We start from the raw sequence: 23853 nt of genomic DNA on the forward strand, positions 1-23853 counted from the left end.
TCTTTTGAAAAAGAGTGATTGATCATTAATTTGATTAATCACTCTTTTTTGTTATGGATAAATCAAGTAATAAAGTAGAAAATCATAATAAGGACTGAAAAAAGGCGATGCTCCGCAAGATATGATAAAATAATAGAAAAAAGCAGAGTGGTGGCGTTCATTTTATGAAGCTCATACCTGATCTAAAACAACAAATTGAAGCAATTATAGGCACTACATTGGACGAATCTGTGTTAACTATAGAAGAATGGAATCAATTTGCAATAAAGTCAGTTGCATATGAAGCTAAACAAATGACCCTGAGTAAGGGGACAGAAGAGGCCGACGATCTTGCACCTCAAAATGAAAGCTCAGATGATCTCGTTACGGATGTACGCAGTTGGAGTACAGAGGAACGTATTTATTTTAAAGTTGGTTTGAATGAGCAAGAAGGCAATATCTTGTGTTGGGGATGTTCTGCTAACTCTGTTACGTTTGAAGTACAGCGTTTAATTGAACTACTCATTAGCAATCATAATAGATTACTGGATGAAGAACAGCCTGTGATCTATGAGAATGATAGAGAGCAACAGCTTGCTGAATTGGGTCATTGGCTTCGACAGCAGATTGAGCAACCAGCTCAGCAGGAGCCTATCCCAGATTATTTTTCATTGGCAGGAGAGTTGAATACAGAGAAAATCCCATTTTTGTTGCAATGTGAGACACCTGATGCTCATCGTATTCGTTCCAAGGAACTGAATAAACTACTCGAAAGTTATTTTGGTGAAGAAATTATACTGATTCCTGTAGGGGCGCAGGAGTGGGTGTTTCTGGGTGATGAACAGATTGTTACAGGGGAAGCTGAAGAGGATACGACTGAAGCCAGAAAGGATTTGCTGAATGCCTTTTGTCAGGGGCTATATGAATTAGTAGCCAGTGAATGGGCGGGTGTATTTCATTTGTCTGCATCCTTACCGTGTATCCCTGCAGAGGAACTATCTTCTGTTACGGCACTTCTTCAAGAAAGTGTTCACCTGGGCAGGGCCTTTCACGTTGCACAGCACATTCATCTCCCTTGGGATTTGCACCTTGAACGGTTGGTAGATAGCATTCCAGTGCAACAACGTCTTCGTTTTATACAGGAAACGGGGAAGGGTACTGTGTTGTTTAGTGATAGTGAGACACTAGCTACGCTGGAGACCTTTTTCAATCTGGATTGTAATGTCAGCGAGACGGCAAAGCGCCTTTTCATTCATCGAAATACCTTGGTATATCGTCTAGATAAGATCAAACAGGAGATTGGATATGATGTCAGGAACTTCGAAAGTGCTGTTCTGGTGCGGATTTTACTGCTTATGTACAAAGTGACGAAAAAGCTTTGATATTTTTGTGCAGTTTGCGAATAGTCAAACATCATGTAAATGGGTTAATATAAAACTACAAAATGTATTCGATTACAAAATGATCTCTGAGGAGGCAACAATCATGGCTGGTGTACGTTTAGAGCATATTTTCAAAAAATACCCGGGTTCTGATAAAGCAACAGTAGTTGATATTAACCTGGACATTAAAGATAAAGAATTTCTGGTACTGGTAGGTCCGTCCGGTTGTGGTAAATCAACAACACTGCGTATGATCGCAGGCCTTGAGGAAATTTCTGAAGGTAAACTCTATATCGGCGACCGTGTCGTTAATGATGTTGCTCCTAAAGACCGCGATATCGCGATGGTATTCCAATCCTATGCCTTGTATCCGCATATGAGCGTATACCAAAACATGGCGTTCGGTTTGAAATTGCGTAAAGTGAAAAAAGATGAGATCGACAAACGTGTACGTGAAGCAGCTAGAATCCTGGATATCGAGCATTTGCTTGAGCGTAAACCTAAGGCATTGTCCGGTGGTCAACGTCAGCGTGTCGCTCTGGGACGTGCGATCGTCCGTGATCCACAAGTGTTCTTGATGGATGAGCCTCTCTCCAACTTGGATGCGAAACTGCGTGGTCAAATGCGTGCTGAGATCACTAAACTTGCGAAACGTTTGGAAACAACTGTTATCTACGTAACGCATGACCAGATCGAAGCAATGACAATGGGTGATCGGATCGTTGTTATGAAGGATGGTATCATCCAACAAGCAGCTTCTCCAGAAGAGCTTTACAACCTCCCGGCTAACCTGTTCGTAGCTGGTTTCATCGGTTCCCCGACAATGAACTTTATCTCGGGTAAACTGGCTGAGCAAGGTACTAGCCTGCATTTCGTAGCTCCTGGTGTGGATGTTGAGATCCCACAAGGTAAAGCACAAGTGCTGAAATCAAGAGGATACATTGGCAAAGAAGTGATTCTGGGTGTTCGTCCAGAAGACATTCACGAAGAGCCAGTATTCCTGGAAGCATCCCCGAACTCTGTATTCTCTACACACGTAGATGTAACAGAGAACCTGGGTCACGAAATGCTCCTCTACTTGAGCGGTGTAGGTAACGACACTACAATCGCACGTGTAGACGGACGTTCCAACACTCGTGATGGTTCCACAGTTAAAATGGCAATTGACATGAACAAAGTTCATATCTTTGACAAAGAGACTGAAGCGAACGTTCTTCTTCAAGACTAATAGTACTGAGATTCATCGGTAGCGATGGAATCTATCAGTTAACGCAATCATACATTGTAATCTGGGCCCCTTCCGTTATTGCTGGAAGGGGCTTTTTGACTCATCGGTGAGTGAAGCCAAGATTGCATTCAGCCCGGAATTCATTTAAGATTATTTGAAGGTTATAAGCTGAATTGAACAACATGAATGCGCTATTAATGCAATGGAATGACGCTAATGCTGATGTACATAGAGGGCAGCGAATGCTGAAAGGAAGAGACAAATGGCGAAAAACGTGAAAGTATCTGAATTGGTACAACAGTTCCAGTTGGAGGTTGTTTCTGGATCTCACGGACTGAAGAGAATCATTACTGTAGACGACTTGAACCGTCCTGGACTGGAAATGGCTGGTTATTTTGAATATCATCCACAAGAACGGGTACAGCTGCTTGGTAGAACAGAGCTGGCCTTTTTTGCAATGTTGCCGGAAAATGAGCGCCGTGATCGGATGCAGCGCCTCTGTACGGAAGAAACACCTTGTATCGTAGTAACTCGTGGACTTGAAGTACCACAGGAATTGATTGAGATCAGTGAAGAACAGAATCTGGCTGTGCTTCGCAGCAACATGGCTACAACGATTTTATCCAGCCGGATTACCGGATTCCTGGAGAAGAAACTGGCGCCTACAGCAACAATTCACGGTGTACTCTGTGATGTGTATGGAGTAGGGATGTTGATCACCGGAAGCAGCGGTATTGGTAAAAGTGAAACTGCACTGGAACTGGTGAAACGTGGTCACCGATTGATAGCCGATGATGCGGTAGAAATTCGTCAGACATCAGACTTCCAGCTGCACGGAACTGCACCGGAATTGATCCGTCACCTGCTTGAGATCCGCGGCGTTGGTATCATCAACGTAATGACATTGTTCGGTGCGGGCGCGGTTCGCAATAACAAACGGATTACACTGGTTGTCCGTCTGGAAGCTTGGCAGCAGGATAAGCAATATGATCGTCTTGGTCTGGATGAAGAAACGACTCGCATCATTGATACGGATGTACCACTTGTAACGATCCCAGTTCGTCCGGGACGGAACTTGGCTGTTATCATTGAAGTGGCGGGAATGAACTATCGCCTGAAACAGATGGGTCTGAATGCTGCACTGCAGTTTACAAACAAGCTGACAGCAACGATCTCTGAAGATATGGAAGACATGGACTAAGAGAAGAGAAGATACCGTTATATGATTAAGGCCAATTGTTGACATGTTCCACTCCTTTATCAAGTGTTGGAGACATGCACAATTGGTCATGCGTGTGAATGAGTCAATTTATAGGAGTGTGAATGAATGGATACATTATTACTGTTGAACCCGATTGCGTTTTCCATTGGAGCGTTAAAGGTTCACTGGTACGGGCTTATTCTCGGTACAGCGGCACTTGTAGGTTTGCTGCTCGTTATTCGGGAAGGCAAACGGTATAACATTCCGCAGGAAGTGTTCATGGACATGGTTCTGCTTGGTGTGCCTTCTGCCATTATCGGTGCCCGCATATACTATGTGGCATTTCGATGGGACGATTATAAGGATAATTTCTGGGATGTCTTTAAAATATGGAATGGTGGTATCGCCATATATGGCGCACTGATAGGTGCGATTATATGTGCAGTCATTTTCTTCCGTCGTAAAGGGTATAACTTCTGGCGTATGGCCGATATCTGTGCACCTGGACTGATCGTGGGACAAATGATCGGACGTTGGGGTAACTTTGTGAATCAGGAAGCCTATGGCGGTCCTGTAGAAGAATCGTTTTTGAGGGACAAGCTTCATTTGCCAGACTTTATTGTGAATCAGATGAACGTGGAAGGTGTATTCCATCATCCTGCGTTTTTGTATGAATCGATGTGGAGTCTTGTTGGTTTAATCATATTGTTGGTACTGCGCCGGCAGAAGTTCCTGCGTGCAGGTGAGCTGTTCATGTCCTATTTTATCTGGTACTCGATCGGTCGTTTCTTTATCGAAGCGCTGCGTACCGACAGTCTGGGATTCCAGGCTCCGCAATGGGTCGCCTCCATGGTTAATGGGTTATGGTCCCCGATGACAGCTATGGGCTTCGAGCAAGGATATCTTGATCCGGCCTATGGTAATGTAAGAATTTCGCAGCTGCTGGCTATTGGAATCATTATTGTTGCGATTATCTTCATCGTTGTGAGAAGAATGACAGGCAAGGCAGATGTGCGATATAGCGATCCAATTGTATCTTCCAACGTTCCTTCAGAATCATCGGATGATATGGTGCATACAGGCCCAGTTGCAGGCAAAGAGGACACGGTAACTCCAGCCTCGGCCAAAGAGGATCTGAAGCAAGCTGAAGAGAAAAAGGAGTAATGCAGCATGATTGACACGGTTTTGTTTGATCTGGATGGGACGATTATTGATACGAATGAGTTGATTATCAACTCTTTTCTTCATGTCATGGATGATTTGCAATTATCAACCCCTTGGACACGCGAACAGATCATCCCACATATGGGGGGGACACTGGAGAATCAGATGCGTACCTTCTCTGGGAAAGAGGATGTTGCGGAGTATGTGAAAGGATATCGGGCATACAACGACGTTCATCATGAGGCGATGGTTCAGCCGTTTCCTCACGTCATTGAGGTCGTTGAAGCTCTTCATGAGGCAGGAATTGTGATGGGGGTTGTCACAACGAAGATTCGTCCATCTACTCTTAAGGTGCTGGAGCGTTTCGACCTGTTGAAATATATGAAATCGATTGTGACGGTTACCGATGTAACCCATCCCAAACCGCATGCTGAACCCGTCCTGAAAGCAATCGAGGAGTTGGGTGCAGATCCTTCCAAAACATTGATGGTGGGTGACAGCCCAGTCGATATTCAATCGGCACAGAACGCGGGTGCACTTGCGGCAGGCGTAGCCTGGTCGCTTAAGGGAGAGGCCGTATTGAGCGGCTATAACCCGGATTATATTTTGCACGACATGAAGGATTTGCTTACGCTGATTGAAACGGAACGTTCATGAGAAAAGTAACCCGCTATCCCGTAGAAGGCCATAACGCACTTTGGCATATCTATAAGACAGTGAGTCCGTGGAAAGGCGTGCGTAATTTTATCTGGATTCAGTTGTCACGGTACTGCCCGATTCTATCGGTCAAGAACTGGATCTATCGTCGCATGCTTGGCATGAAGGTGGGTAAACATACGGCCTTTGGATTGATGGTTATGGTTGATGTGTTCTTCCCGGAGAAAATTACGGTGGGCGAAAACTCCGTGATTGGTTACAATACCACGATCCTGGCACACGAGTATCTTATTAAAGAATACAGACTCGGTGAGGTGATTATCGGGGAAAATGTACTGATCGGTGCAAATTCAACGATCCTGCCGGGTGTGACCATTGGAGACGGTGCGGTTGTAGCTGCAGGAGCAGTTGTTCATAAGGATGTGGCTCCGGGGGCTTTTGTTGGAGGGAATCCACTTCGTGATCTGTCTCGCTCGGATGCTTCAGCGGAGGAGATCGTCATAAAGACTGAGCCATCTGTTCCGGGAACTTTGGAGTAAGAAGACTCATCATAAGAAATCAAGAACAGGTGAAAACAAAGGAAAGCGGGAAAAATTTAAGGGTATACCGAAAGTGATTTAAGAAACATCTGAAAAGATGGTTAACGAACATACGGAAATTAACCTGAATTGGTTCAGTCAGGGGAAGAGAATAAGTTGAACTCACTGGAATAAGGAAGCTGCTGATGGCAGCTTTTTTCGTATACAAATAAGTAGACTATTCTTCAGCAAGGGGATCAAAATGGAGATGCGTTATAAGTACACCAAAGGGGCCGTATTGTTGACGATGGAGAGTCATTCATGTTATCATATCCCATATACTTTAGTTTATTAGCACTTTACCATGTTAAAGAAACAGGATGGAAGTTAGTTATAGTTAAGTAAAATTGAACACTTACGAATCACTTTTTGAAGTCTGCTTGGCAGCAGCAATAAGAAATCAGGTTACAAGATAGAATGGGGATTTACACTACATAAATCCTGTTGAAATAGAACGTCTACCAATCTTAAACTACTGACTCGGGGTGAATAATACCAATGTCCAAACCAAAAGGCTTTGAAAAACCGACAGGTTTTCGTGACTATACACCGCTTGTGGTGACCAAACTGCGAACGATTGAGCGAAATGTACTGGAATGCATGGAACGCTGGGGTTACCGCCAAATCATTACACCAACGATTGAATACTACGATACTGTAGGTGTAGCGAGCTCCACATCGGATCGCAAGCTGTTTAAATTATTGAACAGTCGAGGGACTACGCTGGTGTTAAGATCAGATCTGACAGCCCCGATTGCACGGGTGGTTTCTTCTTTGTTGAAGGATGAAGAGCTTCCGCTGCGTCTGTCCTATCATGCCAATGTGTTTCGTTCTATAGAAGAGGAAGCGGGACGTGAGGCGGAATTTTTCCAAACAGGTGTAGAGCTTGTTGGTGATGATTCGCCAGAGGCAGATGCAGAAGTTGTAGCACTTGCGATTGCTTCTTTGCAGGCAGCGGGTGTGTCTTCCTTTAAAATCGCGATGGGTCATATGGGATTTCTGAACGGGTTGCTGGAGGAAGTCATTCCAGGTCAAACGGTACAACAGGAGCAGTTGAAAGAAGGATTGCTGGGACGCGATTATGTCGGCTATCGTCAATCCATTGAAGCGTTGAATCTGGAACCGAAACTGAAGGAACAGCTCGAAGCGATCTTACGTCTTCGTGGCGGTAAAGAAGTATGTACACACGCAGCAGAGCTAAGTTCAAGTAATGAAGCAGCAAAATCGATTGCACATTTATGTGCGGTATTTGAAGTGTTGGAAGCGTACGGTGTGTCTGAGCATGTGTTGATTGATCTGACGATGATTGGTGATTTCTCCTATTATACAGGCATGACGTTTGAAGGGTATGCGGCAGAACTCGGATCACCGGTATGCAGTGGGGGACGATATGACAATCTGTTGCAGCAGTTTGGTCGTTCATTACCAGCTACAGGATTTGCGCTCAAAACGAACCGGATTATTGATGGTGTTCATGGAATTACAATAGAAGAGAAGAAGCCTGTACTTATTCAATATACTTCGGAACGCCGGGCTGAGGCTCTAACGGAGGCGGCGAGACTACGCAGCATCGGTCAAAATGTAGTAACGTTCCTCCTTTCTGGAGATGGAGCAGAGGCAAGCGGGACAAAGATTGGTGCTCTAACAGGCAACAAACCAATCCAGGCTGAGCGGGTTATCACGTACGGATCTGAAAATGGAGGGGGACGCTGAGATGTCGGATATTTTGAAGGTAGCCATGCCGAAGGGCCGAATCTATAAGAAAGCCTCCAAATTGTTCCGCGAGGCTGGACTTGATATTCCCGTTGATGTAGATGATACACGCAAACTGGTGATTGAAGTGCCGGAAGCGGGGATGGAGTTCATCATGGCGAAACCCGTGGACGTGCCTACCTATGTGGAATATGGAGTAGCGGATATTGGGATTGTTGGTAAAGACGTGCTGCTTGAGGAAAATCGGGACGTATACGAATTGTTAAACTTGGGAATCGCACAGTGCCGCATGTCTGTTATTGGACTACCCGACTGGGCGCCTGGCATTCAGCAGCGGGTGGCAACAAAGTACCCGAGAATCGCCTCCCAATATTTCCGCGAGCAGGGACAACAGGTAGAGGTCATCAAACTGAACGGTTCCATCGAACTGGCGCCCCTGATTGGTCTGGCTGACCGGATTGTCGATCTGGTAGAGACCGGACAGACGTTGAGGGAGAACGGACTCGTTGAGATGACAGGCATCCTGGATATCACGAGCCGCCTTATCGCGAATCGGGTAAGCTATCGGATGAAGAACGCACGGATTCAGGCGTTATGCGATGCACTTCAGCAGGTCATTCCAGCCTCGAATGAGGTGTCTGCGGGGATTTTTCGGGGATAAATGAAGCAGGCAAGATGGAACAGAAGTAACTATTCGAGAATTGATCATATAGCATAAACGGGTATTAGAGGTTACGCAGGCACTACAGGGATAGGGAGGTTGTACGCATGAAAATCGTATCTGCACGGGAGTTTGATCTGAAGCGGGAAGTGGAGTACGGTACACCGGAGCAAAATGAAACGGTACGGCGCATTGTCAGCGACATTCGACGGGAAGGAGATGCGGCACTGCTGCGTTACACAGAGCAGCTGGACCGCACGAAGCTGACGGCTTCGGAGCTGCGCGTGCCGCAGGAAGAGCTGCAGGCGGCTTATGCAGCCGTTGAGCCTTCCTTCGTGACGGCGATCCGGCAAGCCGCGGCTAACATTCGTTCGTTTCATGAGAAGCAGAAACGCAATTCATGGATGGATTGGCAGCCGGACGGCAGCCTGCTGGGCCAGGTGATCCGGCCGCTGAAGCGGGTCGGCGTTTATGTACCTGGCGGCAAAGCGGCGTACCCTTCGTCAGTGCTGATGAATGTGATTCCGGCACAGGTGGCCGGCGTGCCGGAGATTGTTCTGGTGACTCCGCCTTCAACGAACGGCGGTGAAGGTATTAACCCGTATATTCTCGTGGCTGCTGCGGAAGCAGGCGTGAGCGAGATGTACCGGGTTGGCGGCGCTCAGGCGATCGCCGCCCTCGCTTACGGCACGGAGAGCATTGCCCCGGTCGACAAGATCTGTGGACCGGGCAATATTTACGTGGCGCTCGCGAAGCGCGAGGTGTACGGCGCGGTCGATATCGACAGTATCGCCGGGCCGAGTGAGATTGTGGTGCTCGCCGATGATACGGCGAACCCGGTATATGTCGCCGCCGACCTGTTGTCGCAGGCGGAGCATGACGAGATGGCATCGGCCATTCTCGTCACGACCTCGGCCGTGCTGGCGGAAGCCGTGCAGGCCGAAGTGCAGCAGCAGCTGGACGTGCTGCCGCGGCGCGATATCGCTGCTGCTTCCGTGGAGCAGTATGGCGCGATTATTGTGGTCGATTCAATTGATGAAGGAATCGATGTGGTGAACCGGCTCGCACCGGAGCATCTGGAGATCATGGTGCAGGAGCCAATGGCTTACGCTGGCCGGATTGAAAATGCCGGAGCGATCTTTCTCGGCCCGTATAGTTCGGAGCCGGTAGGGGATTATTTTGCCGGACCGAATCACATTATTCCGACAAATGGAACGGCCCGATTCAGTTCACCTGTGGACGTGGATGATTTTATCAAAAAATCGAGTTTGATCTATTACAGTAAGGAAGCGTTGCTTCAAAACGGAGCGGCTATTATAGAGTTAGCCCGGCATGAAGGGTTCGAAGGACACGCCCGTGCGATCGCTGTACGGTTAGAACAGGAAGGAAAGGCGGAATCGGATAATGGATAAGCAGAATAATGGTTTGGACCTTCAGAACAAGGGTGCTGTACGTCAGGCAGAGGTAGACCGCAAAACCAATGAAACGAACATTCAGCTTGCTTTTGCCGTAGATGGAACCGGGAAATCCGAGATTGAAACGGACGTACCTTTCCTGAATCATATGCTGGACCTGTTCACGAAGCATGGACAATTCGACCTGAACGTACAGGCGCGCGGCGATATTGATATTGATGACCACCACACGGTAGAGGATATCGGGATCTGTCTGGGACAAACTCTTCGTGAAGCGTTGGGTGACAAGCGGGGCATCAAGCGATATGCCAGTGTATTTGTCCCAATGGATGAAGCACTCGCTCAGGTTGTGATTGATGTCAGCAACCGACCTCACTTTGAGTACCGTGCAGAGTACCCGTCCCAGCAAGTGGGCAGCTTTTCGACCGAACTGGTACATGAGTTTCTGTGGAAATTAGCGCTTGAAGCACGCATTACATTGCACGTTATTGTACACTACGGACAAAATACGCATCACATGATCGAGGCGATATTCAAAGCACTGGGCCGTGCACTGGATGAGGCGACAACGATTGATCCACGTGTAACGGGTGTGCCTTCAACGAAGGGAGTGCTGTAGACGATGGCGATTGCAATTGTCGATTACGGTATGGGGAACCTGCACAGCGTCGGCAAAGCGGTCGAACGTCTTGGCTACGAAGCGCTGGTTACAGGTGACCGGGATGTTATTCTTGGTGCAGATGGTGTGATTTTGCCAGGCGTGGGTGCGTTTGGCGATGCGATGGTGCACTTGCGGGAAAGTGGGTTGGACGCTGTAGTGAAGGAAGCGGCAGCCGGACCAAAACCGCTGCTCGGGATCTGTTTGGGCATGCAGTTGTTGTTCAGCTCAAGTGAGGAGCATGGCGAGCATGAAGGACTGGATATTTTGCCTGGTCAAGTGGTGAGATTCGCACCTGGAGAATTAAAGGTTCCACATATGGGCTGGAATCGATTGGAGTTCCTGCATCCGGAGAATCCGCTATTCGTCGGGCTTGAGGCAGGCCATGTCTATTTTGTCCATTCATACCATGCACGAACGGAAGTAGAGAGCGATCTATTGGCAGTAACGGATTACGGACATGCGGTTACGGCGATTGTCGGAAGAGGTTCCAATTTCGGCATGCAGTTCCACCCGGAGAAGAGCGGAGAGCTGGGAATGAAGCTGCTTGGAAACTTCCTGGCCTTGACTGGATTGAAGGCGTAATTATCATTCTTATCGTCATTGTTCAGTTCATTTGGGAATCCTGTTTGAAAGCGTGTCTCAATTATGTTGCTCGTTCCAAATTCATCCTTCCAAATAATCTGTAGCTAAACTTATATAGAATGTAGCTTAGAGCACAAATTTAAATATATTCAGGAGGCCTTGTATGTCATCTTTTATCATATATCCAGCAATTGATATCCGGGACGGCAAATGTGTAAGACTGGTGCAGGGAGATTACAATCAGGAGACGGTATATAACGATGACCCGGTTCAAGTTGCTCTTTCCTGGGAGAAGCAAGGTGGTACATACGTTCATCTGGTGGATCTGGACGGTGCAAAAGCAGGTCATCCCGTGAATGATGAGCTGATCGGACGTATTGCGTCGGCCGTGAACGTGCCTGTTCAGGTAGGTGGTGGTCTTCGTACAGTGGCTGATGTAGAGCGCTTGTTGGGTCTTGGTGTGAGTCGTCTTATTATCGGAACAGCTGCTATTGAGGATCGCACTTTTACAGAAGAAGTACTGGGACGGTATGGAGACAAAGTAGCTATTGGTATTGATGCACGCAATGGGTATGTAGCGACGCGCGGCTGGCTTGAGACATCGGAAGTTCAGGCTGAGGTACTGGTGAAGGAACTGGCGGCATTCGGTGCCGAAACCTTCATCTTCACAGACATCTCCCGTGATGGCATGATGCAGGGTCCTAACGTGGAAGCGATTGTGTCTCTTGCGAAGGCGAGTGGCCGTACGATGATTGCTTCCGGGGGAGTTAGTGTCATGGATGATCTGCTTCTTTTAAGCAAGCATGCGGAAGATGGTGTCGGAGGAGCAATCGTGGGCAAAGCGCTGTATACTGGCAGTATTGCTCTGTCCGAAGCGGTTCGTGCGGTAAATAAATAATAGCAAGTACGATAAATGCTTAATTAAACATTGGCACGATAACGATCATCAGGAGAGAGGAAGAGGAGCATGCTGGCAAAAAGAATCATTCCTTGTCTGGACGTGAAGGACGGTCGGGTTGTCAAAGGCGTTAACTTCGTCAATCTCCGCGATGCGGGTGATCCGGTGGAGCTAGCGGCGCTGTATGACCGCGAGGGCGCGGACGAACTGGTATTTCTCGATATCTCCGCTTCGGTGGAAGGCCGTGAGACGATGGAAGAAGTGGTACGGCAAACCGCAGGTGAGATCGCTATTCCCTTTACTGTAGGTGGAGGCATCTCCAAGGTGGAAGACATGAAGCGTATTTTACGTGCTGGAGCGGACAAAATTGCCGTAAATACCGCAGCAGTGCTTAATCCTCAGCTGATTGCAGACGGAGCGCGCCGCTTTGGTTCCCAGTGTATCGTCGTAGCAATAGACGCCAAGTATAATGAGGCTTGGGGCGAGTGGGAGGTTTATACGCATGGTGGACGTAAACCTTCAGGGATCAAGGCGCTGGAATGGGTTAAGCAGGCGGAGACACTAGGTGCTGGAGAAATTTTGCTGACCAGCATGGACGCGGACGGAACGAAAGATGGCTTTGATTTGAAGCTGACCGCAGCGGTATCCGATTCTGTACGTATTCCGGTAATTGCTTCGGGTGGTGCAGGTAAGGAATCTCATTTCTATGATGTGTTCACGACAGGCAAAGCGGACGCAGGACTAGCGGCAACGATATTCCATTACAAAGAAATCGCCGTTACGGCGTTAAAACAACATTTGAGAGAACAAGGGGTGGAGATCCGTGACTAAAGTAAGCAATGAGATCAAGGAGCAGCTTTCCTTGGAGCAGGTTGTGGAGCACATTCGTTGGAGCGACGGATTGGTACCTGCCATTGTGCAGGATACGGAGACACGTCAAGTTCTGATGATGGCTTATATGAATCGGGAATCCCTGAAATTGTCGCTGGAATCCGGTGAAACGTGGTTTTGGTCACGGTCGCGTCAAGAGCTGTGGCACAAGGGCGCAACTTCAGGCAACGTACAGACGATTACTTCATTGAAATACGATTGTGATGGTGACACCTTGCTCGTTGAGGTAAAACCGAGTGGTCCTGCTTGCCACACCGGATCGGTGACGTGTTTCCATAATGAAATCGTGGGATTGCCAGAGCAATCCGAAGAACAGGCTTCAAGCGAATCGGGTGCAACTACTGCAAGTTCCAGCTCGGAAAGTCGTTTTGAAGTACTGGCTGAACTGGAATCCGTTATTGCAGAGCGTGAACGCGAGCGTCCGGAAGGCGCATATACGACGTATCTGTTTGATAAAGGCGTTGATAAAATTCTGAAAAAAATCGGTGAAGAAGCATCCGAGACGATCATCGCCGCCAAAAATAAAGACAATGACGAGCTTCGTCTTGAGGTCAGTGACCTGATGTACCACTTGCTCGTACTGTTACAAGAGCGCAAGCTACCGCTGGATGACATTATGTCAGAGCTGAGCCGTCGCCACGAGCGGCCTCGCCGCGATTAGGAGGCGAGACTATGCGCGTAGACTATCATACACACCATGAACGGTGTGGTCATGCCGTTGGCAAGCTGGAGGCGTATGTGCAGCGTGGGGTGGAGATAGGCCTATCGCAGATTGGGCTATCCGATCATATGCCTTTGCTGCATGTAGACCCCGCTCATTATTATCCCGAAATGGCGATGCCCATGGACGAGCTGCCGCGTTATGTGGAAGAGTGTTTCTCTCTGAAGGAGCGGTACCGTGGACAGATTGATGTCCGTGTCGGCCTCGAAGGCGACTATATTGAAGGCTGGGAGACAGAAATTCGGGCCATTATCGAGCGCTACCCCTGGGACTATGTGATTGGATCGGTTCACTTTCTCGGAGAATGGGATATTACGGATTTTCGCCAGACCCATCATTGGGAAGGCAAAGATGTGCTACAAGTTTATCGGCAATACTATGATGCTGTGAGCAAGGCAGCAACGACGGGAATGTACGATATTATGGGCCATACGGATGTGATCAAACGCTTTGGTTTCGCTCCGGCAGCTGAGCAGACTGAAGAGCGTATAGCTCTGGAGAATGCAGCGCTGCAAGCCATCGCGAAAAGTGGCTGCGCCATGGAGCTCAATGCATCAGGATTATCGAAGCCATGTGCAGAGATGTTCCCTGGTCGCCGGATGTTAACGGAGGCTATTCAATTGGGAATTCCGCTCACGCTTGGCTCCGATGCACATGATCCACTGAAGCTGGGGGATTATCTGCCTGAGGCTGAGGCGCTCCTGCGCGAGCTGGGCTGTACGGAGGTAGCTGTTTTTGAAGGACGTCAGCGCTCGTTCCTTTCTTTAAATGTATAGAGCAGTGGAGTATAATGAGGGTAGGAAATAACCTTTTAGATAAGGATTATATAGGGACTTCAACCCTCGGGAGGGCATTATGCAGCATTCGTTACGTATTTTTTCCGGTTCATCGAACCCTAAGCTGGCAGAACAGGTATGCGACAAGCTGGGTGTACAACTAGGCAAAATCAAGCTGTCACGGTTCAAGAGCGGAGAAATATACGTTCATTACGAAGAGTCGATCCGCAACTGTGATGTGTTTCTGATTCAATCATTATCTCATCCGATTAATGAGTTGTTCGTTGAACTGCTCGTCATGATTGATGCAGCCAAAAGGGCTTCTGCCCGTACAGTAAATATTATCGTTCCCTACTACGGATATGCTCGTCAGGAACGTAAATCTGCACCGCGTGAGCCGATCTCGGCCAAGATGGTTGCGGACGTGCTCACTACCGCCGGGGCGAACCGGGTAGTAACCATTGATCTGCATGCAGCAGCAATTCAGGGGTTTTTCAATATTCCGGTAGATCACATGACATCATTGGATCTCATTAGTGATTATTTGCTGAGTAAAGGGATTGAAAATCCGGTGGTTGTCTCCCCTGATGCGGGACGAGCGTCGATGGCAGAGAAACTGGCGAATCGTCTAGATTCCCCCTTTGCCATTATGATCAAGAAGCGGCCAAGCCACAACGAATCGATCATTACGCATGTCATTGGGGATGTTGAGGGGCGAACTCCAATTATTATTGAGGATCTGATCGATACCGGAACTACGATTCTCAATGTTGTTGAAGGATTGAAGGAACGGGGCTCCAAAAATGTATACGTATGCGCAACCCATGGCCTGTTTTCGGACGGAGCGCTAGGTAAGCTCAATCATCCGTCCATTGCCGAGGTGGTAGTCACAGACTCTATTGCATTGCCTGATGATCATCCCGAATGCTTCAAAGTGTTGCCCGTAGCTCCAATGCTTGCTCGTGCTATTCGCATCATTGTGGATGGGGGGTCTATGGCTACGCTGTTTAAAGATTCAGGGATTTAACCACTAGTAGCACAGACTGTGCGAATCCAGGTTTACTGTACCGTGTTTGAGTAGTTTGCTGCTCAGCACGGTTTTTGTTTTTTTTATGATGGTGGATATGGTGAGGATTCGGATGAGTTATGGCGAAGGAGACAATCGATTCCTGCTTTGCTGCCTGAAGGCTTGTGCTATAATAACTTAAAATTAGTTCTATGGCTGCGTGCTGTTAGGATGACTCAATCCCAGAGATGTAACGGATGGATGAACAGTAGAACCACGGCTATTATACAATGGTGTCGTGGAGTGAGGAGTGGGGTCTATTGTCCCGGACTTGGTATTATCGTTTACTGTTTTCTTATTTTCCTATTTTCTTTCTGACCATGACCGTACTCATTTTTATCGCTTTTGTTTTCATTAATGACATCTCCAGGGAAGAAACAAGGAAGGCAGACCGCATCTCCTCCAGCTATTTGGTGGACAGTCTGGATCGGACGATCCGGGATATTGAGCTGTCAGTGATGGAAGCGGTGCAGAGTGAACAAGCCTACAAGTATTATTTCAATAGCCAGAATCAGATGGGCAAAGAGAACGTGTATAGCATTGCACAGAGCTTGCGTGAGTTGACGAGTTCCAACCCTTGGATCCAATCGATTTATTTGTATGACAAGAAAAATGAAAGCGTTTTAACCTCAAGCGGTTCCAAGGATGTAGACAGCTTTTCAGATAAGGCGTGGATCACCCGGATCGAGTCCGGTTCTCTTTCTTCAGGCTGGCAGCCTGTCAGGGAATACGATGCAGGGGTTAATCAGCGTACGCCTATTCGGGTGCTGACGGTGGATAAGGACATGCCCCTGCCATTCGGCTCGGATGGGGCACTTGTCATTAATATCAAGATGAGCAGTATCGAGCAGAGTATTGATAGCATGGTCAATGGCCAGCTTTCCTTCATGAGTATTCTTGATCGTGATGGTCGAGTTGTATACGATGCGCATTCAGATCGTGAAGGTGCCATAGAAGGACAACAGCTTAACACCCTTTCGCTGGAAAGATTGGGCTGGACGATATCCAGTGGGATCAAGGAGGGAAACCTGTATGGTTGGGTATCGGTCGTTTCCTATGTGTGGGTAATTATTGCGATTGTGACCGTCATCTGTGCGATCGTCTATATTATCTATATTACTCGTCGCAACTATAAACCGATTCAGATTATCATGAATCGGATTGAGGCCCACCAGATTCGTGTGCTGGAACAATCCGGCTCTCGTACCGATGAGATGAAATTGATTGATGGCGTGTTGGAAAACCTGATCAACCATATGATGGATTCGGACAAAAAGAGCCGGGAAAACGTGCTGCTGCAACGCAGCAAACTTTTTAACGATCTGCTGAATGGAGAGAATTTGGATCATGCAGTAGAGCGATTAAAGGACCTTTCCCCATTAACTGGCGTGGATACTTCGTCATGCTTCGCCGTGGTGGTTGGCGAAATCAACCGATATGAGAAGGGATTCCAGGAACGATTTACAAGAGGTGAGCAGAATACACTCAAATTTGCGTTAATGAACGTACTGCAAGAGCTCTCGCGCAATGCGGGCATGCAATGCTGGACGGAATGGGTCAGCTCGGATCAGATTGCGATCTTTTTCCTGTCTACAGACGGCAGCCCGGATATGACTGAGCAGATTCGCTTGGTTGCGGAGGAGTGCCGATCTTGGGTTGAGCAGAATCTGCGTATATCATTGAGTTTCGGTATCGGACCGATCGCAGAGGGCATTAAGGTTATTCATGAATCATACGTGGCGGCTGAGACTGTGATGCACCGCAGATTACTGAGGGACGGTGATGTCGCTCTGGCTGGGTATGGAGAAAACCAGCAGCAACTGCTTGATACCTATACTTATTTGCAGATGATTGCTGATTTTGTTAAACGGTTTCGGATGTCGAGCAGTCAGTGGCGTGATCAGCTGGAGGAGATATTCGCGGCTTTTGAACGTGATAAGCTGCCAGATGATGAGATTCACTCCTTGATTCAGGCGATGCTACAGATGCTCAGCCGGGAGGTAGCGGTCATGTCTGAACAGCTGCAGGAGAAATTATCGGAGGAAAACATAAACAAGTGGTTGATGCTGATGAAAGAAGCAGAGACACTTGAAGCTGTTAAAGACATTCTTTTTGATGACCTAACGGATCTGTTCAGAACTTATGTGTCGGTAACTGAAACCAAGAGCTACAAAGCGATGGTCAATGAAATGAAAAACTATATCGAAGAACAGTTTGCGAATCCTGATCTTTCACTGAAACACCTTAGTGATCGATTCCAGATTACCGGCAAACATGCGAGTTATTTGTTTAAGACAGAGTTCAATATGAAATTTGTAGACTTCCTTACAGAACTGCGGATGAAGGAAACGGAGCGTCTTCTGCGGAGTACGGATCTTTCCCTGCAGGACATTGCCTTGAAGGTGGGGTATGCCAATGGAATTACCTTGGGACGTGTATTTAAACGGGTTGCGGGTATTACACCGGGAGACTATCGCCGTATGAAACGTGAACATCACGATCCCGAGTCGCAAATCAAAGGCTCATGATGCGCATTATATCGTGCTAAGCACAGGGTGGAATTCATGCAGGTTTCTCTCAGGAGGAGCCAAGCAGGAGTCCGCCTTTTTTGCTGCTGGTGTAGACCTGTATTGACCTGTATTTCGGTTGGAAGCCTACGCCTATGCAAGAAACCCTTGATTTACGCCTGTTTTTGGCCCCTTTACGAATATAGTCAGTCTGCGAAAATCGTCGCTCGGGATAAACCATTATCCTTATGTAAGCGTTTCCGAAACGAGTTTATTGCCAGAGCACGGAAAGATGTGGAATACTCTGGGCAAGCTTTAAACATTCACGCAATGCTAAGGAGATGACAAAATGACAGGAAAAGCAACCAAAGGGAGTCTAAAGAAATGGATGGGATTGGCGCTTACTATGGTAATGGGAGTTTCCTTGCTGGCCGGCTGTTCATCTGCATCGAATCAGGAGTCAGAAGGCAGTGCATCAGGCAATGGCGAGCGTGTCACTTTGAAAGTGGAGGTGTTTGACCGTGGAAACAGCCCTTCTCCTTACACCATTACGAATAACTATTTGTCCAAACTGATACAGGAACGGTTCGGCGACCCGAATAACATTGATATACAATTTGTTCCGATTCAGCGCTCGGAGGAAGTAACAAAGTTGAATGTCCTGATGGCGAGTAATACGGATGTTCCGGATATTGTATTTGTATATGACTCAAGTGTGTTTTATCGTTATGCCGAGCAAGGCGGTCTGACTGATGTGGGAGCGTTAATTGACCAATATGGACCGAATCTGAAAAAATTCCTTGGCGAGGACACACTTAAATTTGGTCAATTAGAGGGACAGCAGTTCGCAGTTCCTGGCAAACGTGCCATCACAGGCAGATATAGCTCTTATATTCGTCAGGATTGGCTGGATAAACTGGGATTGCCAGTACCGAAGACGACGGATGAATTGTACACCACTCTGAAAGCATTTAAAGAGAAGGATCCTGGCGGACTTGGCAGCAAAAACATTCCAATGGGGATGGCACTGGCACCAGCTCAGTTCGAGACTTTAATTTACTCATTCATCAAGCCGATCAGTGGGGATCTGACTTACGCCCAACGTTATGAACTGCCTCTTCATGAAGGCTTCAAGGATGCCATGAAGTTCATGAACAAGCTGTACAATGAAGGCTTGATCAGCAAGGACTTCAGTTTGGATGAAGATAAGGCTCAACTGGTGAAGGATGTACAGAATGGTAACATTGGCTATTGGTCTGAGGATGTCGATGCCATTTTCTATGCAGATGGCACTCTGGATAATTTGCTTAAAAATACCGCAGGAAGTAAAGTGCTTCCGGTCGATTCATACACCAACGCAAACGTAGACAACAAACATATCAAATCCCGTTACGGCTCAAACGGCATGTACATCATGATTCCGAAGAGCAGCAAACGTTCGGTGGAAGCCATAAAATATTTGGATTGGATGGCATCAGACAATAACCTGATTGATATTTACAGTGGCGTGGAAGGAGAGAACTACGATCTGGTAGACGGCATTCCGGTTGTCAAAGAGGATGCTTCACAGGAAGCGAAGGATCGTCTGTTCAACGCAGGAGATACAGCTATTATCTCAAACGGTAAAAATATCGGTGATCAGGCTATCAACGAAAAAGCATGGGTTATGGGCTTCCCGCAAAATAATCAGGAACTGCTCAAACAGTCCATTGATATTGCCAACACTGATACGGTAGGACCCATCATTTTTGATAAACCGATTCAGGCAGAGATGAAGTACAGTACGGCGCTCAAAGATAAGCTTAATGTCATTATCGTAAAAACAGCAATGGCTAAACCGGAAGAGTTCGATGCAGTGTATGAACGGGAAATGAATGATTTCATGTCCCTGGGTGGCACAGAGCTGAAGAAGGAACTGGATCAAGCGGTTCAGGAGCTTGCTGCGAAATAGTCGTCTGAGATATGTACGAACGTACGAATCTATAGAACACAAGCTTGATATCGCATCATTCATGAAGGAACTTGTGCCGTCGGCAGAGGCTAAGGCGGCACAGCGTTTCTTCATTGTTAGGAGGAGACCGACTTGACCGCATACTTGAAGAGGTATTGGCAATTATACGTGTTGATTTCACTGCCCCTCATCTATTTCGTGGTGTTTCGCTACGGGCCGATGTATGGCGTTCAGATCGCATTTAAGGATTTTAATCTGTTTCAAGGTATTAACGGCAGTGAGTGGATCGGTTTTGATGCCTTTCGCGAGGTATTCGGGATGCGAGATTTCTACACGACTTTGCGCAACACCTTTATGCTGAATTTTCTTGATCTGATCGTTTCGTTTCCTGCTCCCATTATATTAGCCATCATGCTCTATGAAATCCGGTTTAAATGGTTTAAAAAAATATCACAGACGATTCTGTATATCCCTCACTTCATTTCATGGGTCATTATTGGGGGAATTGTGTACCAGTTATTCGGTAACCAATCAGGTATGGTAAATGGTGTACTTGAAAGTATGGGTTTAAACCCGATTCCATTTTTAACGGAGAAAAATCCATGGCTTGTGACCTACCTGTTCACAGGTGTCTGGCAAAGTGCAGGCTGGGGAACCATTCTGTATCTGGCTGCGCTGACGGGTGTTAACAAGGAATTGTTTGAAGCGGCAGAGATTGATGGAGCAACGCGGCTTAAGAAAATCTGGCATATTACCCTGCCAAGCATCAAGCCAACCATCGTAACCCTGCTCATTCTTAATTTGGGACACATGGTCAGCATCGGCTTTGATCGTCCTTTTATTATCGGGAATACGGCAGTACGTGAATATTCCGACGTGCTCAGTACCTTTGTATACCGGGTCGGGCTGGAATCGGGACAATATACGCTGGCAACTGTCGTTGGACTGTTCCAGGCGGTCATTGGACTTATATTTGTACTCGGCTCGAACTATATATCGAAAAAGACAACAGGTGAAGGCATTCTTTAAAAGAACAAAGGGTACGCCAAGCTACTTTATATGTAGACATCAGTAAAGGAGTTGTGCGCATATGAGTGAACGCACCTCAAACCGGATTTTTGATACCGTTAATATCCTGTTTATTAGCTTGTTCGTTGTGTTCTGTCTCGCTCCGTTTCTGCACACGATTGCCATATCTTTAAGCTCTAATCGTGCGATTACTTCGGGTGAGGTGACCATTTTCCCCAAAGAATTCAATTGGGATGCGTATGTGAAGGTGTTCTCCGATCATTCGATGCTGTATTCCCTGGGATATACTGCCCTCTTGACGATCGTGACAACGGTGTTGTGCATGGTGTTCACGATTGCAGCTGCCTACCCGCTGACGAAGAAAAAATTAAAGGGACGCAAGCTCTTCATGTACGTGATTATCATTACGATGTTCTTTAGTGGAGGAATCATTCCCGAGTACTTGCTCATTCGTGACCTGCACTTGCTGAATTCGCCGTGGGCGCTGATTCTGCCAGGTCTGGTCAGTCCGTTTAACCTTATTATCCTTATCTCCTTTTTCAATGGTATACCGGAAAGTCTGGAGGAGTCGGCTGAAATTGACGGCAGTTCACATCTGCACACACTGTTGAAAATCATATTGCCGCTCTCGATGCCAGTCATGGCTACGTTGGGACTTTTCTACGCGGTTGGTCGCTGGAATGGTTTCCAGGATTCCCTGATGTATATTAACGATCCTAAGCTGTATCCGCTTCAGCTCAAACTGTTCCAAATGGTGCAAAACAACATGGTGAGTGAGCTTACACAGATGGAAGGTGCCAATCGCGCTCCATTAACCCCGGAAAGTCTTAAGGCTGCCACCGTTATTTTTGCCACCGTGCCGATTCTACTCGTCTATCCATGGCTGCAGAAATACTTTGTTAGCGGTGCTATGCTTGGGGCAGTTAAGGGTTGATGATAACGGAATAATTGCATTTGTTTGGAGGGACTAGACATGTACAGACAACTGGTGAAAAGCAATGATAGAGCAGTGCAAAAAGGGATATCCCGGCAAGTGCTTGATCCGGAAAGCCGCTATTATGGGGGAACGATTGATCCCTCTACAGGCATCGCCTGGGTCAACCACACGACCGGAACACCTACGGACATGTGTTACTGGGGAGCGGCGCTCGTCAATCCGGATTCGATCTATTATCGGGATGAAGAACTGTTAAACCGTCTGCAGCTTGCATCGGAGTACGTACTCCGCAATCAGCATGGAGACGGCTCCATCTCCCCCGGCTGGACCAATTCCCATTCTCCGCCGGATACCGCATTTCTCGTCGTGGGATATGCCCAGTTATATCAACTTCTTCAGCAGCAGGACTGGGAGCCATTGCAACCTGTGCTGGACAATATGCGCCTGTTTCTGGAACGAACTGTTCCGGTCTTGCTGACTGGAGGCTGTCATACGCCGAATCATCGCTGGGTGCTATGCGCGGCGCTCGGTTTCCTGCATCAATTGTTTGGCCTGGAGGAAGCCGTGCAGCGTGCAGAGCAGTGGCTGGCTGAAGGTATGGATATTACGCCCGATGGGGAGTGGACTGAACGGAGTAACGGAATTTACAGTGCGGTCAGTGATATCATGTTAATACATGCGGCGCGTCTGTTAAATCGTCCCGAGTTGTTGGAACCAGTGAGGCTCAATCTGCGCATGATGGTGTATCTTGTACATCCAACCGGTGAGGTTGTTACGGATTACTCGGGTCGCCAGGATCTGGGGAGCGTGCATGATTTATCACCGTATTACTTGCCGTATGCCATTTTGGCTCGGTTGGATGGTGATCCGATCTTTGCGGGCATGGCCGATTGGGCGGGAGAAATGTTAACAGATCCCGGTGTATGTTCGGTCAATGCGCTCGTTCGGCTGCTGCTGGAGCCAGAGCTTCAGCAGGTAGGTAAGGCACGCGATCAGCTGCCTGAGCTGTACGAGATCATACTGAACGAACGATTTGTGAGGGAGGGTTATTTGCAGCGAATGGATTCGGCAGGTCATCATGGACATATCTCGTACAGCCGGATGCATACGGACTTCGGCGCACCTGTAGCGCGTATTCGGAGGGGCATTACAAGCGCGACCGTAATGACGGAGGTGCCTTCATTTTTTGCCCTTCGTCATGGTGCGGTACGTCTGCTGGCTGTTCAGTTGGCCTCCTATTTTAATCCTGGATATGTGCCGATGCAGCACATGTCTCGATTTCCAGCAGGTTACCTTCTGACGGGCGAACAGAAGAAGGGCTACTATGGTCCGATCCCTGATAGTCAACTGCCTGAGACGGCGGGAACAGCCATCAGTCCGTGGTATTTGTTGCCCCATCAGAGTCGAACGCTTACCCATGAGCAGACGTTCCGTGTACAGACGGAAGTGTTACAAACCGAAAATGGCTGGACACTGAAACTGGCGGGAGAGCAGCCGGAGCAGCTCATGGTGCAGTTGTCTTTCGTTTTCGGAAGCGAGGGCAAGTTTTCCCAAGGGGAATTGCTTGAGACGGATGAAGGCCATTATCTGTGGAAGAGCGGCACAATGCGTTATTCCTGTGGAGATGACTGGATTGAGCTGACCGGAGGCGAGATGGAGCATTTGGCGGCAACTGTACGTGAGGCGAAGCTGCCTGATAAGTGTAAGGTTGTGCTGGTCAATTTCATGACACCTTTCCACAAGACGGTTCATATCTCACTTTCGCCATCCATGGCGTTGAAGCTGTAATTCTAATGAATCTCTTTATTAGGAAGAGTCCAAGAAGCAAATAAGATGACATTTCATTCAAAAGGGAT

General features: G+C 47.7%; 21 protein-coding genes. All 21 read left to right on the top strand.

Translation table 11 applies throughout. From position 1 onward, the window contains the following. Positions 1–164 precede the first annotated feature (164 nt). Positions 165–1361 carry a PucR family transcriptional regulator gene (locus tag AMS66_RS22465; RefSeq protein ID WP_053782922.1) on the top strand — a complete coding sequence of 399 codons (1197 nt, stop codon included), beginning with the start codon at positions 165–167 and terminating at the stop codon, positions 1359–1361. 103 nt (positions 1362–1464) lie between these two features. Then, positions 1465–2589, top strand: coding sequence for an ABC transporter ATP-binding protein (locus AMS66_RS22470; protein ID WP_053782923.1), 1125 nt, complete (start codon positions 1465–1467; stop codon positions 2587–2589). 262 nt (positions 2590–2851) lie between these two features. Further along, the gene (gene hprK / locus AMS66_RS22475; protein WP_053782924.1) at positions 2852–3790 is read left to right on the top strand and encodes an HPr(Ser) kinase/phosphatase; all 939 of its coding nucleotides are present in this window, start codon (positions 2852–2854) and stop codon (positions 3788–3790) included. A gap of 126 nt (positions 3791–3916) precedes the next feature. Next, positions 3917–4954, top strand: coding sequence for a prolipoprotein diacylglyceryl transferase (lgt, locus tag AMS66_RS22480; protein ID WP_053782925.1), 1038 nt, complete (start codon positions 3917–3919; stop codon positions 4952–4954). A 6-nt stretch (positions 4955–4960) separates the two neighbouring features. After that, positions 4961–5611 (top strand): pyrophosphatase PpaX, encoded by a 651-nt coding sequence (gene ppaX, locus AMS66_RS22485; RefSeq protein ID WP_053782926.1) that lies wholly within the window; start codon positions 4961–4963, stop codon positions 5609–5611. Continuing rightward, on the top strand, positions 5608–6150 hold the full coding sequence (locus AMS66_RS22490; RefSeq protein WP_053782927.1) for an acyltransferase: 543 nt from the start codon (positions 5608–5610) through the stop codon (positions 6148–6150). Before ppaX ends, AMS66_RS22490 begins: the two co-directional genes overlap by 4 nt. A gap of 537 nt (positions 6151–6687) precedes the next feature. After that, complete coding sequence (locus AMS66_RS22495) at positions 6688–7902, top strand: ATP phosphoribosyltransferase regulatory subunit (RefSeq protein WP_053782928.1); 1215 nt, start codon at positions 6688–6690, stop codon at positions 7900–7902. Position 7903: 1 nt separating this feature from the next. Beyond that, complete coding sequence (gene hisG, locus AMS66_RS22500; protein WP_053782929.1) at positions 7904–8563, top strand: ATP phosphoribosyltransferase; 660 nt, start codon at positions 7904–7906, stop codon at positions 8561–8563. Positions 8564–8670: 107 nt separating this feature from the next. Then, complete coding sequence (gene hisD, locus AMS66_RS22505) at positions 8671–9975, top strand: histidinol dehydrogenase (RefSeq protein ID WP_053782930.1); 1305 nt, start codon at positions 8671–8673, stop codon at positions 9973–9975. Then, a complete protein-coding gene (gene hisB, locus AMS66_RS22510; protein WP_053782931.1) occupies positions 9968–10597 on the top strand; it encodes an imidazoleglycerol-phosphate dehydratase HisB in 630 nt (209 codons plus the stop codon). The genes hisD and hisB overlap by 8 nt, the downstream gene beginning before the upstream one ends. A 3-nt stretch (positions 10598–10600) precedes the next feature. Next, a complete protein-coding gene (hisH, locus tag AMS66_RS22515) occupies positions 10601–11221 on the top strand; it encodes an imidazole glycerol phosphate synthase subunit HisH (RefSeq protein WP_053782932.1) in 621 nt (206 codons plus the stop codon). Between the two features lie 163 nt (positions 11222–11384). Continuing rightward, positions 11385–12119: a 1-(5-phosphoribosyl)-5-[(5-phosphoribosylamino)methylideneamino]imidazole-4-carboxamide isomerase gene (gene hisA, locus AMS66_RS22520; protein WP_053782933.1), complete on the top strand. Its 735-nt coding sequence runs from the start codon at positions 11385–11387 to the stop codon at positions 12117–12119. 69 nt (positions 12120–12188) lie between these two features. Beyond that, positions 12189–12950: an imidazole glycerol phosphate synthase subunit HisF gene (hisF, locus tag AMS66_RS22525; protein ID WP_053782934.1), complete on the top strand. Its 762-nt coding sequence runs from the start codon at positions 12189–12191 to the stop codon at positions 12948–12950. Continuing rightward, positions 12943–13671 (top strand): bifunctional phosphoribosyl-AMP cyclohydrolase/phosphoribosyl-ATP diphosphatase HisIE, encoded by a 729-nt coding sequence (gene hisIE / locus AMS66_RS22530; protein WP_053782935.1) that lies wholly within the window; start codon positions 12943–12945, stop codon positions 13669–13671. The genes hisF and hisIE overlap by 8 nt, the downstream gene beginning before the upstream one ends. A gap of 11 nt (positions 13672–13682) precedes the next feature. Continuing rightward, complete coding sequence (hisJ, locus tag AMS66_RS22535; RefSeq protein ID WP_053782936.1) at positions 13683–14507, top strand: histidinol-phosphatase HisJ; 825 nt, start codon at positions 13683–13685, stop codon at positions 14505–14507. Positions 14508–14586: 79 nt separating this feature from the next. Further along, a complete protein-coding gene (locus AMS66_RS22540) occupies positions 14587–15534 on the top strand; it encodes a ribose-phosphate diphosphokinase (RefSeq protein WP_053782937.1) in 948 nt (315 codons plus the stop codon). 299 nt (positions 15535–15833) lie between these two features. Beyond that, positions 15834–18101 carry a helix-turn-helix domain-containing protein gene (locus AMS66_RS22545; protein ID WP_053782938.1) on the top strand — a complete coding sequence of 756 codons (2268 nt, stop codon included), beginning with the start codon at positions 15834–15836 and terminating at the stop codon, positions 18099–18101. A 328-nt stretch (positions 18102–18429) separates the two neighbouring features. Further along, on the top strand, positions 18430–20031 hold the full coding sequence (locus AMS66_RS22550; protein ID WP_053782939.1) for an extracellular solute-binding protein: 1602 nt from the start codon (positions 18430–18432) through the stop codon (positions 20029–20031). Between the two features lie 132 nt (positions 20032–20163). After that, on the top strand, positions 20164–21060 hold the full coding sequence (locus tag AMS66_RS22555; RefSeq protein WP_053782940.1) for an ABC transporter permease: 897 nt from the start codon (positions 20164–20166) through the stop codon (positions 21058–21060). 61 nt (positions 21061–21121) lie between these two features. Further along, positions 21122–21994, top strand: a complete 873-nt coding sequence (locus AMS66_RS22560; RefSeq protein WP_053782941.1) for a carbohydrate ABC transporter permease — start codon at positions 21122–21124, stop codon at positions 21992–21994. Between the two features lie 39 nt (positions 21995–22033). After that, positions 22034–23785, top strand: a complete 1752-nt coding sequence (locus tag AMS66_RS22565; RefSeq protein ID WP_053782942.1) for a hypothetical protein — start codon at positions 22034–22036, stop codon at positions 23783–23785. The last annotated feature ends 68 nt before the right edge of the window (positions 23786–23853 follow it).

The organism is Paenibacillus xylanivorans (assembly GCF_001280595.1).
Lineage (GTDB): Bacteria > Bacillota > Bacilli > Paenibacillales > Paenibacillaceae > Paenibacillus > Paenibacillus xylanivorans.

What these genes read in the sequence shown, in the direction of transcription:
- AMS66_RS22465 (WP_053782922.1), top strand. Translation starts at nt 165, where the DNA reads ATGAAGCTCATACCTGATCTAAAACAACAAATTGAAGCAATTATAGGC.
- AMS66_RS22470 (WP_053782923.1), top strand. Translation starts at nt 1,465, where the DNA reads ATGGCTGGTGTACGTTTAGAGCATATTTTCAAAAAATACCCGGGTTCT.
- hprK (WP_053782924.1), top strand. Translation starts at nt 2,852, where the DNA reads ATGGCGAAAAACGTGAAAGTATCTGAATTGGTACAACAGTTCCAGTTG.
- lgt (WP_053782925.1), top strand. Translation starts at nt 3,917, where the DNA reads ATGGATACATTATTACTGTTGAACCCGATTGCGTTTTCCATTGGAGCG.
- ppaX (WP_053782926.1), top strand. Translation starts at nt 4,961, where the DNA reads ATGATTGACACGGTTTTGTTTGATCTGGATGGGACGATTATTGATACG.
- AMS66_RS22490 (WP_053782927.1), top strand. Translation starts at nt 5,608, where the DNA reads ATGAGAAAAGTAACCCGCTATCCCGTAGAAGGCCATAACGCACTTTGG.
- AMS66_RS22495 (WP_053782928.1), top strand. Translation starts at nt 6,688, where the DNA reads ATGTCCAAACCAAAAGGCTTTGAAAAACCGACAGGTTTTCGTGACTAT.
- hisG (WP_053782929.1), top strand. Translation starts at nt 7,904, where the DNA reads ATGTCGGATATTTTGAAGGTAGCCATGCCGAAGGGCCGAATCTATAAG.
- hisD (WP_053782930.1), top strand. Translation starts at nt 8,671, where the DNA reads ATGAAAATCGTATCTGCACGGGAGTTTGATCTGAAGCGGGAAGTGGAG.
- hisB (WP_053782931.1), top strand. Translation starts at nt 9,968, where the DNA reads ATGGATAAGCAGAATAATGGTTTGGACCTTCAGAACAAGGGTGCTGTA.
- hisH (WP_053782932.1), top strand. Translation starts at nt 10,601, where the DNA reads ATGGCGATTGCAATTGTCGATTACGGTATGGGGAACCTGCACAGCGTC.
- hisA (WP_053782933.1), top strand. Translation starts at nt 11,385, where the DNA reads ATGTCATCTTTTATCATATATCCAGCAATTGATATCCGGGACGGCAAA.
- hisF (WP_053782934.1), top strand. Translation starts at nt 12,189, where the DNA reads ATGCTGGCAAAAAGAATCATTCCTTGTCTGGACGTGAAGGACGGTCGG.
- hisJ (WP_053782936.1), top strand. Translation starts at nt 13,683, where the DNA reads ATGCGCGTAGACTATCATACACACCATGAACGGTGTGGTCATGCCGTT.
- AMS66_RS22540 (WP_053782937.1), top strand. Translation starts at nt 14,587, where the DNA reads ATGCAGCATTCGTTACGTATTTTTTCCGGTTCATCGAACCCTAAGCTG.
- AMS66_RS22550 (WP_053782939.1), top strand. Translation starts at nt 18,430, where the DNA reads ATGACAGGAAAAGCAACCAAAGGGAGTCTAAAGAAATGGATGGGATTG.
- AMS66_RS22560 (WP_053782941.1), top strand. Translation starts at nt 21,122, where the DNA reads ATGAGTGAACGCACCTCAAACCGGATTTTTGATACCGTTAATATCCTG.
- AMS66_RS22565 (WP_053782942.1), top strand. Translation starts at nt 22,034, where the DNA reads ATGTACAGACAACTGGTGAAAAGCAATGATAGAGCAGTGCAAAAAGGG.